Origin of the sequence: Enterococcus sp. DIV1094, from assembly GCF_017316305.2 — a bacterium.
GTDB lineage: Bacteria > Bacillota > Bacilli > Lactobacillales > Enterococcaceae > Enterococcus_B > Enterococcus_B mangumiae.
Map to the genome: position 1 here is coordinate 476,194 of NZ_CP147250.1, position 14,859 is coordinate 491,052.

23 protein-coding genes are annotated in these 14,859 nt (G+C 38.7%); 6 read left to right on the top strand and 17 right to left on the bottom strand.

The window, feature by feature from the left end:
• Window positions 1-8: 8 nt before the first annotated feature.
• From DOK79_RS02230 to DOK79_RS02250, 5 genes are read right to left on the bottom strand one after another with little or no spacing between them, the layout of a single operon-like run.
• Window positions 9-281: a hypothetical protein gene (locus DOK79_RS02230; protein WP_242543248.1), complete on the bottom strand. Its 273-nt coding sequence runs from the start codon at window positions 279-281 to the stop codon at window positions 9-11.
• Between the two features lie 12 nt (window positions 282-293).
• On the bottom strand, window positions 294-1,040 hold the full coding sequence (locus DOK79_RS02235) for a helix-turn-helix domain-containing protein (protein WP_206855107.1): 747 nt from the start codon (window positions 1,038-1,040) through the stop codon (window positions 294-296).
• Window positions 1,041-1,043: 3 nt separating this feature from the next.
• Entirely contained in the window at window positions 1,044-1,730 is a 687-nt protein-coding gene (locus DOK79_RS02240; RefSeq protein WP_206855110.1) for a putative HNHc nuclease, read from the bottom strand.
• Between the two features lie 5 nt (window positions 1,731-1,735).
• Entirely contained in the window at window positions 1,736-2,410 is a 675-nt protein-coding gene (locus DOK79_RS02245) for a DUF1071 domain-containing protein (RefSeq protein ID WP_206855112.1), read from the bottom strand.
• Complete coding sequence (locus DOK79_RS02250; RefSeq protein WP_206855115.1) at window positions 2,403-2,744, bottom strand: hypothetical protein; 342 nt, start codon at window positions 2,742-2,744, stop codon at window positions 2,403-2,405. The genes DOK79_RS02245 and DOK79_RS02250 overlap by 8 nt, the downstream gene beginning before the upstream one ends.
• Before the next feature lie 165 nt (window positions 2,745-2,909).
• Here DOK79_RS02250 and DOK79_RS02255 point away from each other — a divergent pair, with 165 nt between their 5' ends.
• Entirely contained in the window at window positions 2,910-3,236 is a 327-nt protein-coding gene (locus tag DOK79_RS02255; protein WP_206855118.1) for a hypothetical protein, read from the top strand.
• Here the strand turns inward: DOK79_RS02255 and DOK79_RS02260 are convergent.
• Together DOK79_RS02260 and DOK79_RS02265 are read right to left on the bottom strand one after the other, a co-directional pair.
• Complete coding sequence (locus tag DOK79_RS02260; RefSeq protein ID WP_206855121.1) at window positions 3,233-3,409, bottom strand: hypothetical protein; 177 nt, start codon at window positions 3,407-3,409, stop codon at window positions 3,233-3,235. The two genes, DOK79_RS02255 and DOK79_RS02260, sit on opposite strands and share 4 nt — an antisense overlap.
• A 260-nt stretch (window positions 3,410-3,669) precedes the next feature.
• A complete protein-coding gene (locus DOK79_RS02265) occupies window positions 3,670-3,858 on the bottom strand; it encodes a hypothetical protein (protein WP_010733950.1) in 189 nt (62 codons plus the stop codon).
• A gap of 188 nt (window positions 3,859-4,046) precedes the next feature.
• On the opposite strand from DOK79_RS02265, the gene DOK79_RS02270 reads away from it, so the two are divergent.
• Complete coding sequence (locus DOK79_RS02270) at window positions 4,047-4,316, top strand: hypothetical protein (protein ID WP_023520241.1); 270 nt, start codon at window positions 4,047-4,049, stop codon at window positions 4,314-4,316.
• Here DOK79_RS02270 and DOK79_RS02275 read toward each other — a convergent pair.
• Genes DOK79_RS02275 through DOK79_RS02290 form a run of 4 tightly spaced genes read right to left on the bottom strand, consistent with a single transcriptional unit; the run spans window position 4,313 to window position 6,032 of the window.
• Window positions 4,313-4,711 (bottom strand): hypothetical protein, encoded by a 399-nt coding sequence (locus tag DOK79_RS02275; protein WP_096081726.1) that lies wholly within the window; start codon window positions 4,709-4,711, stop codon window positions 4,313-4,315. The two genes, DOK79_RS02270 and DOK79_RS02275, sit on opposite strands and share 4 nt — an antisense overlap.
• An 11-nt stretch (window positions 4,712-4,722) precedes the next feature.
• Window positions 4,723-5,499, bottom strand: coding sequence for a phage antirepressor (locus DOK79_RS02280; RefSeq protein ID WP_096081727.1), 777 nt, complete (start codon window positions 5,497-5,499; stop codon window positions 4,723-4,725).
• A 17-nt stretch (window positions 5,500-5,516) separates the two neighbouring features.
• Window positions 5,517-5,825 (bottom strand): DUF771 domain-containing protein, encoded by a 309-nt coding sequence (locus DOK79_RS02285; protein ID WP_206855124.1) that lies wholly within the window; start codon window positions 5,823-5,825, stop codon window positions 5,517-5,519.
• Window positions 5,826-5,828: 3 nt separating this feature from the next.
• A complete protein-coding gene (locus DOK79_RS02290; protein WP_169058977.1) occupies window positions 5,829-6,032 on the bottom strand; it encodes a hypothetical protein in 204 nt (67 codons plus the stop codon).
• Between the two features lie 305 nt (window positions 6,033-6,337).
• Here DOK79_RS02290 and DOK79_RS02295 point away from each other — a divergent pair, with 305 nt between their 5' ends.
• The 4 genes from DOK79_RS02295 to DOK79_RS02310 are packed head-to-tail and all read left to right on the top strand — an operon-like array spanning window position 6,338 to window position 8,538.
• The gene (locus DOK79_RS02295; RefSeq protein WP_126134307.1) at window positions 6,338-6,673 is read left to right on the top strand and encodes a helix-turn-helix domain-containing protein; all 336 of its coding nucleotides are present in this window, start codon (window positions 6,338-6,340) and stop codon (window positions 6,671-6,673) included.
• 9 nt (window positions 6,674-6,682) lie between these two features.
• The gene (locus DOK79_RS02300; protein ID WP_206855127.1) at window positions 6,683-7,087 is read left to right on the top strand and encodes an ImmA/IrrE family metallo-endopeptidase; all 405 of its coding nucleotides are present in this window, start codon (window positions 6,683-6,685) and stop codon (window positions 7,085-7,087) included.
• Between the two features lie 53 nt (window positions 7,088-7,140).
• Complete coding sequence (locus tag DOK79_RS02305) at window positions 7,141-7,314, top strand: hypothetical protein (RefSeq protein ID WP_206855130.1); 174 nt, start codon at window positions 7,141-7,143, stop codon at window positions 7,312-7,314.
• A gap of 51 nt (window positions 7,315-7,365) precedes the next feature.
• Window positions 7,366-8,538 carry a site-specific integrase gene (locus DOK79_RS02310; RefSeq protein WP_086335101.1) on the top strand — a complete coding sequence of 391 codons (1,173 nt, stop codon included), beginning with the start codon at window positions 7,366-7,368 and terminating at the stop codon, window positions 8,536-8,538.
• A gap of 85 nt (window positions 8,539-8,623) precedes the next feature.
• Here DOK79_RS02310 and sufB read toward each other — a convergent pair whose 3' ends face one another.
• From sufB to DOK79_RS02340, 6 genes are all read right to left on the bottom strand, one after another.
• Window positions 8,624-10,015, bottom strand: coding sequence for a Fe-S cluster assembly protein SufB (gene sufB, locus DOK79_RS02315; protein ID WP_206855131.1), 1,392 nt, complete (start codon window positions 10,013-10,015; stop codon window positions 8,624-8,626).
• 4 nt (window positions 10,016-10,019) lie between these two features.
• Window positions 10,020-10,490 (bottom strand): Fe-S cluster assembly sulfur transfer protein SufU, encoded by a 471-nt coding sequence (sufU, locus tag DOK79_RS02320; protein WP_206855133.1) that lies wholly within the window; start codon window positions 10,488-10,490, stop codon window positions 10,020-10,022.
• Window positions 10,477-11,712 (bottom strand): cysteine desulfurase, encoded by a 1,236-nt coding sequence (locus DOK79_RS02325; protein ID WP_206855135.1) that lies wholly within the window; start codon window positions 11,710-11,712, stop codon window positions 10,477-10,479. The genes sufU and DOK79_RS02325 overlap by 14 nt, the downstream gene beginning before the upstream one ends.
• Complete coding sequence (gene sufD, locus DOK79_RS02330) at window positions 11,709-12,998, bottom strand: Fe-S cluster assembly protein SufD (RefSeq protein WP_206855137.1); 1,290 nt, start codon at window positions 12,996-12,998, stop codon at window positions 11,709-11,711. The genes DOK79_RS02325 and sufD overlap by 4 nt, the downstream gene beginning before the upstream one ends.
• Before the next feature lie 14 nt (window positions 12,999-13,012).
• On the bottom strand, window positions 13,013-13,786 hold the full coding sequence (sufC, locus tag DOK79_RS02335) for a Fe-S cluster assembly ATPase SufC (protein WP_195339005.1): 774 nt from the start codon (window positions 13,784-13,786) through the stop codon (window positions 13,013-13,015).
• Between the two features lie 212 nt (window positions 13,787-13,998).
• On the bottom strand, window positions 13,999-14,847 hold the full coding sequence (locus DOK79_RS02340; protein ID WP_206855139.1) for a MetQ/NlpA family ABC transporter substrate-binding protein: 849 nt from the start codon (window positions 14,845-14,847) through the stop codon (window positions 13,999-14,001).
• Window positions 14,848-14,859 lie beyond the last annotated feature (12 nt).

The window sequence follows — 14,859 nt, forward strand, 5'->3', positions numbered from 1 at the left end:
CAGTACCCTTATCTTTCGAGTTCTCTTAAATGTGCTTTTAGTCCTTTGATACATTCCCAAAAAAGCAATTTCATATAAGCTGTTTCCCTTAGTTTTGTACGATCAATGTAAAAAGCATAATAATGACGTAATTTCGCCCAACATCTACGATCATTTTTGATCTGTTCGAGATTAACTGCTGCCAGTTGATCATGTACGATTCCTAAAATGTCATACTCCTCATCTTTTTTGTACTTAGCGATTTCTTTAATTAATCCTAAGTAGTCAAAATTAATATCCAAATCTTCTCCCCCTTACGCTTCATCCCATCGGGGCTTATTTGATCGTTCTAGCGCTTTTTTCTTTTGATAGGCTTCTTGGTCGATTGCCCATTCAGGAAGTGTCTCTCGTCTTCCTGTGCGCTTGTAGCTACTATTAATCTTCTTAGGCTCACTTTTTTCTTTCCTTGCCCAGCTTCGAATAGTGGCCAAGTAATTTTTATAAGTTTTACCAGCTGATTCACAATACTCGGATAACCGTTCAATCTTTTCTTGATAATCATTAGGGAATTCTGTTTTGAGTTTCTCCATTTGGTCATCTGACAAGAGAACATTTTTATATTCCCCGTATTTATGACGGATGGGCTTAGCCTTCGATTTTTTCGAAGGCGGTAACTCTCTTATATATTCTTTTGTATTATTAAATGTATTATTAATAGATGTATTATTATCTTGATAGATTTCTTGATGACCCCCCGCCAAATTTTCTTGGTGACCCCCACCAAGAATTCTTATATACCTAGCCTCGATTTCTTTACTACCCTCTTTGTACTTAACTTCTCGGTAGATATAGCCTTTTTCTTCAAGTGACTTTAGCCAATTCTGAATTGTTGGCTTACTTACTTTGTATTGATTGGCAAAGTATTCATTACTAGCCCAGCAATAACCTTTTTCATTACACAAAGCTGTGATTTCTCCATAAAGAAGTTTTGCACTAGGTATCAATGAATCGTCATATCTAACATTTGCAGGTATGATAGCGTAATATCCTCTGTGATCCACTTTTTATCCTCCAATATTTAACTTTTTGATCGTTTCTTGATTTAACTTAATCCCTTTGATTTGGTACTTATTTTTAAAATTAGTTACACCGATTTGATGTTTTTCTGTGTGGTGTATTCTGCAAAGTCCTGCGTAAGTGTATTCTGAATGATCAATTTTTTTACGTTTTCGTCTACCCAATGCTTTATCGAAGTGATCAATGTCAGCTCCTGTTCTTCCACAAATACAACAGACTCTTTTCGTAATACACTTGTAGAAGTAGTATTCTTGATTCGCTGGTAAGATTTCATAGCCTTCTTTGAATGGAATATGATGTTCAAAAATAAAATCTATAATGATGTTCGCTAAGATATTCGCATCGCTCACGGTTGTACTAGAATCATCTTTCAGGCTTATTTTGCGCCCTGTGACACCTTCAAAACGGAAATAGAAGAATTCCTTCCAGAAGTCCGTTGGTGTGCCCGTATCGATGAATATATCCCCTATGAGCACATAGATGAAATTTCTTTGTTGGATCGTGAAGCGACGTGGATCAATAAAGCGAATTTCAATGATCCGATCACCTTCATAGCCTTCGTACATCGTTTTAAGTCGTTCAATGTTTACTTCTTCGTTGATTGTTGCGGCAATGTCTTTTCTATTGAACTTTCTAAGAACTGCTGAATAGGAATCGATTAATGAATTAAACACTTACATCACTTCTTCTTGTTTAATTCATTTCGTTTTTTAGCAATTGCTCTTTCCAACAGCCCACATTGTTCATAAGATAACTGTTCAAGACTTTCCACATTGTCAGCAATCAGCCCTAGTTTCGCAGTCTGCTCGTTTACAAAATCAATTAACATCGGAGTCATATCTTCTCCCATTTCTTCGTTGAATATCCCTAGGATTTCTTCCAACATATTTAATTTTTTTATGTCGATTCTCTGTGGTGCAGGTATATCCTCGCCTTGATAGACATACAATCCTAAACCATGTAACGCTAAGGCCTTAACAAAACATCGTTTAAGTGCATTATTTATCTGAGTAGCATTTGGTTTTATGACCGCTTTGTTCGTATAATCAGTTACTGGAAAAAGCTCAGTTTCTGTGATTCCATGGATCGTTACAGACACCGAAACATAGACACCCGTTTCATCTAATAAATAGGGTTTAAACTCTTCCACAAGAAAATCTTGATGGGTTCCTGAAACAACACTAAAGTGTTTATATTCGTTAATCGTTACTCTTGATTTTGGATCACTTTTTTTCATGATCTCCCAAGCGCGTGCCCACGATAAATAATCAAACTGTCCTTTCTTTTTTAAAACTTTATCTAACTTTTTACTTGATAGTTTTTCAAAATTCGTGATATTTTTTGCTTCACTCATAAAACTTCGCCTCCATATCAGCGATATATTTTTTTCCTTGCCCGTAGTATGAGATATCGATCAAATTTCCTCTCTCGTACTCTTCAAGCGCATCAATCAAGCCATCTTCGATGACGTAGATATATTCTGGTTTATTTGAATGTTTTGATAGATGGATAAGATAGATATGATCCCAAAGACTCATAAAGTTTCCCAGATCATCTTGATCACATGCTAGTTCTTCATCCGTCAAAAGATTTCGTCTGATTTTCTGGTTGTTTGTTTCTTTAATATTCACTTTTCCCCAAACGGGGTTAGTCAAATATTGATCTAGAGTGGAAAGTTCGTTTTCCATATGTTAAAATCTCCTTAGTTATGATTTATTTTTGGACACGATTTTGCTTGCCGGCGATCGTGTCTTTTTTTAGTATGGTCAATTCTCGCATTAATATATTTCCCCTTTTTTGATATACTTTAGAAGTAAACAATTTGATAATTTTAGAGAAAGAGGTAAAAATACATGTATGATAATATATTTCATATCGAAACTTTTAGTGTCCACGACAAAGATAAGAAAGTAATAAATGAGTTATTAAAAGATGGTTGGCGAATTCTGTCTATCGTTCAAAATAGTGAACACGATAACTATTCATATGGACAAGTTATTCTTGGTGCTTCTGAGTTAGCCTTTCAAAAAAACAACTTAGCTATTATGAAACAGAAAAAATTAGAGCAAGAGGCCGAACGAAAAAGATGTAAGCAAACTAGATGGACAGACATGTCTTCAGTCAATAATAATTCTGAAAATACTCTCATTTCTATAGAAGACGACTCTTTACCGTTTTAATTTTTGTACTCTTCTTCATATAATTCCCAATTATCAAATTTTTCTTCCACGGTGACAGGCCTGTACGATGATATATTTGTTGTTTTTTGCTCTGAGTTACTTGCGATAACTTGGAGCAAATCATTTGTTTTCTTTAGTTCAAATAAAATTTGTTTTAACATTTTTTCGTTCATTTTTATCTCCTCCATGCTTTTTGCTTGTCAATGTATTGTTGGCTTAAGAAAGTTGGTTTATTGCCACACCACCATCTATCAGCAATCATTTTTCCTTTCTTCAAAACTTCTTTTCGATCCATACGTTCTCCTTTCTTTCGAATCTAATAGGTTCATCAAAACCATTAAACTTGCGAAAATACTCCCTCCCACTACGCTGTAGTGCGCTACTAGTACGAGTAAACCTAAAATGACTCCGATAAAAAGCGTGTCTGTCTTTTTCATAGTCTTATCTCCCTATTTTTAATTTCTAACTTGCGTAAATCTTCAAGCTCATTCGCAATCAGCTCTGCTTGTCTATCTGAAAGCTCATCGGCTTTTCTGAGTGCTGCACGATCATCCTGTAATTCTTTTCTACGTAGCCTTATAAGATTGAGAATTTGGTGTTCTTGTTGTACTGTGTATGCCATCAAATTACCTCCTATATATCCGTATTCAGTGTCGAAAATTCGCAATTCTATCTACGACATCAAATTTGATTCCTCCTCATCCCTGCTTGTGCAGGTTCTCGTTATTGTTGTGCCTATGAGATTCTTCTTTTTGGTATAATTTAATTATCAGCACTGCAATGCTGAAATAATCGAAAGGAGAATACTAATTGAAAAAATATATAATAAGCTTTCGTTATCTTGAAGTCGCTGACCCAGAGCTAGCTATCAAGATTCGCGCAAAGATTGAGTCTTTGTCACCCGATACATGGATTCACGTTTTGGAAAATCAATTGTTAGTTCAATCTGAAAAAAATATTGAAGAAATATACTCGTATCTATCATCAGAGCTAAAAAATGTACGACTTTCAATTGCACAATTTGATAAGATTTTCATAAACGATGGTTTTATGAGTGAACTTGAATCCCGTAACTACTAGAATCTCGCTCGCCTAACATAATCTTCGTACAGAGCGATGTATTCTTTTTTTGAAATTGGCGGCCTTTCAAAAGTCATTCCTGAAAAAATAGATGACTGTTCATCAGAATCTGTTACTTTTTCAACATTCAATTCATGATGCTCCTTACTGCCTCTAATAGTAGGGAGCGTTTTTACTATTTCTTCTGCAAACTCTAGCTTTTCAACTAATTCCTTTGCATCTTTCAATTGCTCTATGGTTAATTGGATTTTTTCACTAGTTAGGCAAACAACAGCATCATCCTCGTTTATGACAGTTGAACCCAAATCTCTTGCAGCATTTAGAAACATCTCAGCGCCTTCCATCATCGTTTCCCACACTTGCCATTTTTTCTCTAATTTTTTATTGATTTTCATTCTGTTACCTCCTATGCGAGTTGTTTTTGTTCGATTAAAGGAAGTATTCCGTTATCCTTCAAAAGTTGATAGATAAAAATATGACCTTGTTGTGTCCACTTAGTACTAGGTTTCAAATTCTCGCTACCTTGTACTGGGATCATCTCGGTATGTGTGTAGCCCTTGTCTTGGTGTTTGCGATAAAGTAACCAAGCATTACCTTGACGGTACTGAACACCTAAATCATGCAATAGATTGTTCATCTTGGTTGCGCTCATGCCGTAATTTTTAGCTATGATACTGATTGTCATAAGGCTTTTGTTTTTTAAAATGTTGTCATAGTACTCCGCTTTGGGTTGTAACTCATTTACCCGTTGTTCAGCGACTAATCGTAAAGCACGTTCCTCTTTAAGTTTGGTTGCTACTCCGATAAGTAAATCTGGGTTATTTAGCAACTCATCTGTTGCATAAATACCGTGTTTACGGATTGCTGGTAGGACTTCGCTTGTCACCCAGCGTTTGAACTTTTTTGCTGACGGCAAGTTGCTACCAAAAATCAAATCATAAACTCCACTTTCGTTTATTAAAGTTGGATACTGGTTCCTTCCTAATTTATCTTTAAAAGATGGGGTGGTGTTTTGGCACCCTATGATTTTGTCTTCATTTTCAACGTGTTGTTTTAAAGCGTTATTCGAATCTTTAAACCCTAACGCTGTTGCAACATCTTTCCCTACAAAGTATGGTTCATCATTTGCTAAAACCGTTCGAACCTCGTTTTGTTCGAAATTAAAAATTTGTGGTTGATTCATTGTGTTGCCTCTATTCTCTAATAATCTGGTAAATCATCAAATAATCGTTTTAAAAACGGGCGGATATTCTCGGCATCGAAAAGCCATTTACCATCTGTGTCTTTTTTAGCTAACTTGTTTTTCCGAACATATGGGTCATCGACGATGTATTCCATTATCCACGCTCGTTTTCTACGAGTAATTTTTTCCATGTCAGCAATAGTTAAAAACTGTGGTCGTAAATACTGTTCGAACAATTCTTTGAGGTATGTGTCTGCATATTCTTTCCAGTAAGCGTCATTAACCTGAATATCCACCGTCACTGACTGTTTTTGTTGTGGAAACATAGATTACGCCCCCTTTACTATTGCAATCTGTAAATCGTTGGCAATTTTACGTTTGTATTCCTGGGCTTTAGGGCCTTTTTGAACACCTTCTACAATTTGCTTGGCGTATGTCGGTGAAGTTCCGATTAATTCGCCAAGGTATTTCCAGGTTTTATCTTGACGTTTCATTTGAATCAGGACCATTTCATGAAAATCTTCAATGACCATAACGTCACCTCATTTCTCATATATTTAAGCTAGAAATATAGCTAGAAATTAAACTAATTATTGACATTTTTAAACTATAGTGTAAAATAAAACCATAGCTAAATAAGACTGAAAAAAAGCCTATAAATCAGTATTTCTAAGTTTGCCGACCTCGAAATTTTTTGATTTTTATTGGTACTATTTAGTTTTGTTTCTAGCTAAATAACTAGCTTATGAATACAGTATATTAGACTATAGATTAATCGTCAAATTAATTTTAATCAAAAGTTTAATCGCCTGTGTTCTCTATTGAGGAGAATCTTGAGATGACGGTATTTGATAGAGTAAAAAAACTAGCTGATAAACAAGGAATTTCTATAAATACTTTAGAAGAACGAACTGGATTCAGTAAAAATTACTTGTATTCTTGGAAGAAAAAAGTACCTAGTGGCAATAATCTAAAAGTTATCGCTGACTACTTCGGCGTAACAACTGACTACCTATTAGGACGCACAGACAACCCTAATCCGATACAGGAACGTGTGCCTGACGATTTAGACAAGATGCTCGACAACGCTATGACTTTTGGTGGTAAACCACTAACCGAGATAGATAGAGCGGCAATTCGCGCTTATATAGAAGGTAGACAAAGTTCGAAGTGAGGTGAGTGTATGCAGTTATTAGAAACGGTACTTAATGAATGTGGCGTAGGTATTGCTTATGTTGAAATGGAATCAGATGGCTGCTATATCGAAGAAGAGCATATTATCTTCGTTAACTGCAGCCTCTCGCAAGAAGACAGAAGAAGAACAATTTATCATGAAATAAAGCATGTTGTAGATCACAAAGAATTTATTGAGCTCTACAAGATATTTTATTTCAGAACTAAAATGGAATATGAAGCTGATCGATTTATGATTGAGAATTTACTCTACGATTTTTTATCTGAATGTCATATCGATCCATATCAAATAAACATTTTTTCATTTATGGACTACTATGAACTAGATTACAATTGCGAATCTACTATCAGAAATCTTATTTTAGAAATGGTAAGAAACGAAGTTGCAGTTTAATTATTATTTTTTTGCCCGAAAAACGAACATACATTCTTGAGAAGGGATTCATTATGTCCGAAAAAAATTTGATTATACCAAACGGTTTTTTACTACAGAATGAAGCAAAATTTAATATTGACATGGATAACTACTTAAATTTAATACTAACAAATGATGTTTTGTCTCAAATAGAAATATCCGAAGGAGATATTGCGTTAGTAAAAAACAACAGACTTTTAAGATAGAGAGTTAGCAGTGTTAGAGTCCTAGAATGTCTAAGAAAGGTGTTGATTATCATGGCTAGTATCAAGCAACAAGAAAACGGAAAGTGGCGTTTTCGTATTCGATATAAAGATAACGGAAAATTTAGAGAAGTTTCGAAAAGTGGGTTTAGAACAAAGAGGGATGCACAAGCTGCGGCAAATGAACTTGAAAGACAATATAATAACGGTATTCAGATTGGAGCTAATAACATATTGATGGCCGACTATTTGGAGGACTGGCTCGAAGTTTACAAAAAACCAAATATAAAACAATCAACTTATCTTAGGTTAGAACGTTCCATAAGACTTCATATATTACCTACGTTTGGAATGATGAGTTTAAAGGAAATAACCCGTACAGATATTGTTAAGTGGGTAAATGACCTAGACACAACAAAGCAACAAACAAGAAACACAATTCGATCAAATCTAAATGTGTTACACGATGCATTAGAGACTGCAGTCTATGAACTCAACTATCTTGAAAAAAATGTTGCCAAAAAAATAAAACTCCCAACCGCTAAAGAAGAACAGAAATTGAAATTCTATTCTAAAAATGAGCTTGCTCAAATGTTAGAATACTTATCCTCTTATAAATTAGGTAAATACGCTCATTCTATTCAATATTACGTCTTATTCTACCTGTTAGCGAGTACTGGTCTCCGATTAGGCGAAGCTTTGGCGTTAGAGTGGTCAGATATTGACGGAGATAAATTATCAGTAAACAAATCACTATCTTACGATGATCATAACAATTCCATAATTACGCCACCTAAATCAAAAACAAGTATTCGTACGATCAAAATTGATGATCGTCTTGTTCACCTGCTAAAGAAACATAAAATAAACAAGAATGAATGTATTTTGAGGTATCGATCATACGATAGCCCAATAAATGAATCTATGGTATTTTCAAACGAAAACGGCAACTATTTGCGCCATTCAGTTGTTAGAGAATTTTTCTATAAAACATGTGAACGTGCGAATGTCCCTGTACTTTCCCCTCATGCTTTGCGGCATAGCCATGCAGTTCATTTACTAGAATCCGGGGCAAACATAAAGTATGTCAGTACTCGACTTGGGCACAGCACTATAAGTGTGACTGCTGACATTTATATGCACATTACAGAAAAAATCGAAGATGATTCTTTAAAACTCTACCAAAACTATATGAACGAAAAAGGAGCACTCAAAGAGCACTCCTAAATTTTTTTATTATTTTTGTGGCAAATTTGTGGCAAATGTCAATCACCCACCCCATGAAAAGCTTGAAATCATTGGTAATTTAACCTTAACCAACGCTGCCTTCCATCTCATAACTAATCAACCGGTTCAACTCTACCGCATATTCCATCGGTAGTTCTTTTGTGAATGGTTCGACGAAGCCCATGACGATCATTTCTGTGGCTTCGGATTCAGTCAAGCCGCGGCTCATGAGGTAGTAGAGTTGTTCTTCTGAGATTTTGGAGACTTTTGCTTCGTGTTCCAACGAGACTTGGCTGTTGTGGATCTCGTTGAATGGGATGGTATCCGATTTGGACCATTCGTCCATGATGATGGTATCGCATTCGATGTGAGAGATCGAGCCGGCACTGTCTTTTGCAAAGGTGACTTGGCCTCGGTAGTTTACTTCGCCGCCGTCTTTTGAAATTGATTTTGAGACGATTGAGCTTGAAGTGTTTGGTGCGTTGTGGATCATTTTTGCGCCTGTGTCTTGGATTTGGTTGGCTCCGGCAAATGCGATGGATAGCATGGTGCCTCGTGCGCCTCGTCCGTCTAAGTAGACACTTGGGTATTTCATGGTTGTTTTGGCTCCTAAGTTGCCGTCGATCCATTCAACGGTTGCGCCTTCGTAGGCTTTTGCTCGTTTGGTTACGAGGTTATAGACGTTGTCGGACCAGTTTTGGATCGTTGTATAGCGGCAGTAGCCGTCTTTACGGGTAAAGATTTCCACGATGGCTGCATGTAGGCTGTTGCTTGAATAGGTTGGTGCAGTACAGCCTTCGACATAGTGGATGCTTGCGCCTTCGTCAACGATGATCAACGTACGTTCGAATTGGCCGGTGTTTTCGGCGTTGATTCGGAAGTAAGTTTGTAATGGGACATCGACTTTGACGCCTTTTGGTACATAGATAAAGGTACCGCCTGACCAAACAGCTGAGTTTAATGCGGCTAGTTTGTTGTCTGTTGGTGGCACAAGTTTTGAAAAGTATTCTTTGAATAGTTCAGGATACTCTTTTAGTGCAGAATCTGTATCGGTAAAGACGATGCCGAGTTTTTCGAATTCGTCTTTCATGTTGTGGTACACGACTTCTGATTCGTATTGGGCAGAAGCGCCGGCTAAGTAAGCACGTTCGGCTTCTGGGATACCGATTCGTTCAAAGGTTTCTTTGATTTTTTCTGGTACGTCATCCCAATCGCGGGCTGGTCGGTCACTTGGTTTTTGATAGTATTTGATTGCATTGAAATCAATGTCAGATAAGTCTGGGCCCCACTCTTGCATGGGCATTTTGTTGAATGCTTCTAGGGATTTCAAACGGAACTCTAACATCCATTCTGGTTCTTCTTTGATTCGTGACATTTCCCTAACGACTTCTTCGGTCAAGCCTTCTCCTGTACTAAAAACGGGTTCCACGTCGTCATGGAAACCAAATTTATATTCTTCTAATTCTGGTACGCCCATTTGCTCACTCCTTTTCCTTGTGCTCATGATGGACGGTTGCAGTACCGTCTTCTTCCATTGCTTTGCCTAGTGCTTTCCAGGCAAGTGTCGCGCATTTGATGCGAGCGGGGAATTTTGCGACGCCACTTAACATGGCGGCGTCCCCTAGTGGTTCAAGGTCTGCGACTTCTTTTCCTTGGACGAGTAGTAAAAAGTCGTCCGTCAATTGCTCTGCTTCTGCAATTGTTTTGCCAATGACAGCGTCTGTCATCATCGAAGCACTGGCTGTACTGATGGAACAACCACTACCGTCAAAGGCGATATTGTTGATTTTGCCGTCTTTGATTTCGACATGTAATTCAATGACATCTCCACAGGTGGGATTATTCATTTCGATCGTGTTCGTAGACTCCGTCAATTTGCCACGATGATGTGGATGGGATGAATGATCTAAAATCACGTGACGGTAAAGATTGTCTAATTTAGATAGCGCCATGTTGGAAAAACTCCTTTGTTGCAAGGATTGCTTGGACTAAACGATCGGCATCTGCTTTTGTGTTATAAAGGTAAAAGCTAGCACGAGCTGTCGCAGCAACGCCTAGATACTTCAATAATGGTTGGGCGCAATGATGACCGGCACGAACAGCGACGCCTTCCATATCAAGGGCTGTCGCTACATCATGGGGATGTAGATTTTCTAAATTAAAGGAAATCACGCCTGTACGATGCGCTGGGTCTTTGGGTCCGTAGATCGTCAAGCCTTCGATTGCTTGTAGTTTTGGTAAGACATACCCAACTAGTTCGGCTTCATATTGATGGATGCCTGCTAAACCAATGGATTCAAGATAATCGATGGCTGCGCCGAGTGCGATCACACCGGCAATGTTTGGTGTACCTGCTTCAAATTTCCATGGAAGTTCTTTCCATGTGCTGTCTTGTAGGCCCACAAAGTCGATCATTTCTCCACCGAATTCAACGGGTTCCATTTGTTCCAACCATTTCCGTTTTCCATATAATACACCTGTTCCGGTCGTTGCGCACATCTTATGTCCGCTAAAGGCAAAGAAATCACAGTCTAAAGATTGGACGTCGATTTTGATATGTGGGGCAGATTGCGCACCATCGACAACCAAAATCCCGCCTTTTTCATGAACGATCGTTGCCAACTCTTGGATCGGATTGATGACACCTAATACATTGGATGCATGGGCGACAGATACGATCTTTGTTTTTTCTGTGATGATCGATGCAGCATGTTCAAGGTCAAGAAATCCTTCTTCGGTCAATTCCATGTATTTCAAAATGGCGCCAGTTCGTTTTGCCAGTTGTTGCCAAGGGATGATGTTGGAATGATGCTCCATATAAGAGATCACGATCTCATCACCGGCTTTGACAAAGGTGTCACCGTAGCTTTGCGCTACCCAGTTCAAACTGGTGGTCGTTCCACGTGTGAAAATGATCTCGGCAGTCTCTTGGGCATTCAAAAAACGGCGAACTTTTTCTCTGGCAGCTTCATAATCATGGGTTGCTCGCTCGGCTAACGTATGCACGCCACGATGGACGTTGGCATTGTTGGCGGAGTAATAATGAGTCATGGTCGCTAACACTTGTTTTGGTTTTTGCGTAGTCGCTGCATTGTCTAAATACACCAAGGGTTCGTCATTGACTTCCTGAAATAAAATTGGGAAATCTTGACGGATTTGTTCTGGAGAAATCATACATTTAACTTCCCTTCAATAACTGCCACTAGTTCTTTTCGCACCGCTTCTACTGGGATCGCAGTTAGGACAGAGCCTAAGAAACCACGAATGACCAAACGTTCTGCTTCTTCTTTTCGTAAGCCGCGACTCATCAAATAATACATTTCTTCTGGATCGACACGACCGACACTTGCGGCATGTCCTGCTGTGACTTCGTGTTCATCGATCAACAAGATCGGATTGGCATCGCCTCGTGCTTTGTCTGAAAGCATCAAGACACGGCTTTCTTGTTGGGCATCGGCGCCTTTGGCTTTTTTCAAGATATGACCGATTCCATTGAACGTCAACGTTCCGCGTTCTCGAATCACGCCATGTTGCAAGATATGACCGATCGTATGTGGTGCTTTGTTTGTCACACGGGTATCGATTCCTTGCGTTTGTTTTCCTGAGCTGATCGCAACGATCTTGACTTCAGCATGTCCGCCTTCACCGACTAGATCTGAATCAAAATCGGCGACGATATTGCCGTCATTCATGACTCCGATCGCCCAGTCTACAAAGGCATCACGTAAAATGTGGCCACGACGGTTCATATAAGCCGTGACGTTTACGCCTAATTGATCGACTGCTGCATATTTGACTTTTGCGCCAGCTTTGGCAATGACTTCAACGATGATGTTCCCAGAGATTTTTTGTAATTCTTCTCCAGTTGTTTGGAAACGTTCCAAGTAAGAGAATTCACTATGTTCATCTGCGACGATCAATACGTGTTTAAAGAAGTGTTGCGCTACTGTGCCTTCTTGGATAAACAAGGATTCGATCGGTTCTTTGATCACTACGTTTTTTGGTACATATAAGAACAAGCCACTGTTCATGAATGCCGCATGAAGCGCAGTTAATTGGTCTTCATCCATTTCCACAGCTTTTGTCATGTAATACTCTTGGACTAATTCAGGGTATTCTTGCATCGCAGTGAATAGATCTGTGAAGATCACTCCTTGTTCCGCAAGTTCGGCAGATAATTGTTCAAAGACAGTCAGGGTACCTTGTTGCACGACTAAGGGGTTGTCTTTCATCGCATCGAATGCAGCAACATTCCCTGTTTCAGGTATCTTGTCAGTCAACTCATTGATTGAAAACAATGGCCAACGATGGAATTTCACACGCTCGATTTGTGGCAAGGGTAGTTCATCTGCTTTTTTCAATGCCTCTTGACGAAGCGTCGTCATCCATTCTGGTTCGCCTTTACTGAATGAAAAATCTGTGACAGCGTCAAGATGATCGAGCCATTTATTGTCTTTCATAGATGTGCTCCTCCTTACGCTTCTTCTTCTTTGTAGTCGATTCCTAATTCTTTACTGATGCCCGCATATCCTTCGGCTTCTAAGCGTTTTGCTAGATCTGCACTGCCAGTCATCACGACACGACCTTCCATCATGATGTGGACCACGTCAGGTGTGATGTAGTTTAACAAGCGTTGGTAGTGCGTGATGATCAACGCGCCAAAGTTGTCGCCACGCATTTCGTTCACACCTTTTGCTACGACTTTCAGTGCATCGATATCTAAACCAGAATCGATTTCATCTAAAATCGCAAATGTTGGTTCTAACATCAATAATTGTAAGATCTCATTTCGTTTTTTCTCCCCACCAGAAAAGCCTTCGTTCAAATAACGTTCAGCCATTTCTTCTGGCATATTCAAAAGTGCCATTTTTTCATCTAATTTTTTCAAAAATGACATGACAGAAATCTTGTCGTCTTCTGGACGTGTCGCATTGATGGCTGCACGCATAAATTCGGCATTGGTGATTCCTGGGATCTCACTTGGGTATTGCATGGCTAAAAACAGTCCTAAACGCGCACGTTCGTCTACTTCTAGCTCTAAGACATTTTGTCCATCAAAAAGGATCTCGCCTTCAGTTACTTCATAATTCGGATTTCCCATGATCGCAGCAGACAAGGTCGATTTACCTGTTCCGTTCGGACCCATGATGGCATGGATTTCCCCTGTTTTCATTGTTAAATTCACGCCTTTAAGGATCTTCTTGTCCTCAATCGACACATGTAGGTTTTTTATTTCTAAGACAGACATGCAAATTCCCTCCATATTCTGATTCGTTCTCACTTATTTTAGACTAATTGAGAATGAAGCGCAACGCCTCAACCAGTTAAAAATGTCATAATTTCGATTTATTTCAAATAAATCATCGTTTTTAATTGATAATCTTTATAAACTAAATAAAATAATTTCTGTTCGTTTTTTCTCAAAAAAAGTCTGGGAAAAATTCCCAGACTTTACCTGTTTTATTTCGCATCCGCATCGACAGATTTCACGGAGCCTTCCCATTGTTCTTCGATCCATTGACGAACGTCTTCTTGGTGTAGCACTTCGATCAATTTTTTGATCTTGTCGCTGTCTTCGTCGCCTTTACGTGTCGCAATGATGTTGACATATGGTGAGTTGTCTTTTTCTAGTAATACCGCATCTTCTAACGGATTCAATCCTGCACCGTAAGCAAAGTTTGCGTTGATAGCCACTAGATCGCCTTCGTCATTTTGGTAAGTAGAAGCCAATAATGCTGGATCGATCGTATGATTGAATTTCAAGTTTTTAGGATTATCATCAATATCATCGAATGTTGCTGTTTCTAAATCAACACCGTCTTTGACTGTGACTAAACCAGCGTCTTTCAAGATCGTGATGATACGGCCCCAGTCAGATTCTGAGTTTGATGTGATGATCGTTGCGCCATCTTCTAATTCAGAAATGTCTTTGATTTTTTGTGAGTACAAGCCCATTGGTTCGATGTGGACAGCACCTGCATTGACAAAATCGTACCCTTTTTCTTCAATTTCTTTGTTCAAGTAAGGAATGTGTTGGAAATAGTTCGCATCGATATCGCCTTCTGATAATGCTTGGTTTGGCAAGACATAGTCGTCAAATTTGACGATCTCTAAATCAATGCCTTCGTCTTTCAAGATCGGCTTCACATGCTCTAAGATTTCCGCATGTGGCGTTGGTGATGCGCCGATTTTCAAGGTTGTATCGTCTGATGCGTTTGATGAATCACTACTGCTTCCGCCGTTTCCACATGCGGCTAATCCGACTGTCAGTAAAAGTGTTGCTGCAAATCCCAAAATTTTCTTTTTCATATCCTATATCCT

Coding starts and splice junctions, on each gene's coding strand:
- DOK79_RS02245 (WP_206855112.1), bottom strand. CDS start 2,410: ATGAGTGAAGCAAAAAATATCACGAATTTTGAAAAACTATCAAGTAAA.
- DOK79_RS02250 (WP_206855115.1), bottom strand. CDS start 2,744: ATGGAAAACGAACTTTCCACTCTAGATCAATATTTGACTAACCCCGTT.
- DOK79_RS02255 (WP_206855118.1), top strand. CDS start 2,910: ATGTATGATAATATATTTCATATCGAAACTTTTAGTGTCCACGACAAA.
- DOK79_RS02260 (WP_206855121.1), bottom strand. CDS start 3,409: ATGAACGAAAAAATGTTAAAACAAATTTTATTTGAACTAAAGAAAACA.
- DOK79_RS02265 (WP_010733950.1), bottom strand. CDS start 3,858: ATGGCATACACAGTACAACAAGAACACCAAATTCTCAATCTTATAAGG.
- DOK79_RS02275 (WP_096081726.1), bottom strand. CDS start 4,711: ATGAAAATCAATAAAAAATTAGAGAAAAAATGGCAAGTGTGGGAAACG.
- DOK79_RS02280 (WP_096081727.1), bottom strand. CDS start 5,499: ATGAATCAACCACAAATTTTTAATTTCGAACAAAACGAGGTTCGAACG.
- DOK79_RS02285 (WP_206855124.1), bottom strand. CDS start 5,825: ATGTTTCCACAACAAAAACAGTCAGTGACGGTGGATATTCAGGTTAAT.
- DOK79_RS02290 (WP_169058977.1), bottom strand. CDS start 6,032: ATGGTCATTGAAGATTTTCATGAAATGGTCCTGATTCAAATGAAACGT.
- DOK79_RS02295 (WP_126134307.1), top strand. CDS start 6,338: ATGACGGTATTTGATAGAGTAAAAAAACTAGCTGATAAACAAGGAATT.
- DOK79_RS02300 (WP_206855127.1), top strand. CDS start 6,683: ATGCAGTTATTAGAAACGGTACTTAATGAATGTGGCGTAGGTATTGCT.
- DOK79_RS02305 (WP_206855130.1), top strand. CDS start 7,141: ATGTCCGAAAAAAATTTGATTATACCAAACGGTTTTTTACTACAGAAT.
- DOK79_RS02310 (WP_086335101.1), top strand. CDS start 7,366: ATGGCTAGTATCAAGCAACAAGAAAACGGAAAGTGGCGTTTTCGTATT.
- sufB (WP_206855131.1), bottom strand. CDS start 10,015: ATGGGCGTACCAGAATTAGAAGAATATAAATTTGGTTTCCATGACGAC.
- sufU (WP_206855133.1), bottom strand. CDS start 10,490: ATGGCGCTATCTAAATTAGACAATCTTTACCGTCACGTGATTTTAGAT.
- DOK79_RS02325 (WP_206855135.1), bottom strand. CDS start 11,712: ATGATTTCTCCAGAACAAATCCGTCAAGATTTCCCAATTTTATTTCAG.
- sufD (WP_206855137.1), bottom strand. CDS start 12,998: ATGAAAGACAATAAATGGCTCGATCATCTTGACGCTGTCACAGATTTT.
- sufC (WP_195339005.1), bottom strand. CDS start 13,786: ATGTCTGTCTTAGAAATAAAAAACCTACATGTGTCGATTGAGGACAAG.
- DOK79_RS02340 (WP_206855139.1), bottom strand. CDS start 14,847: ATGAAAAAGAAAATTTTGGGATTTGCAGCAACACTTTTACTGACAGTC.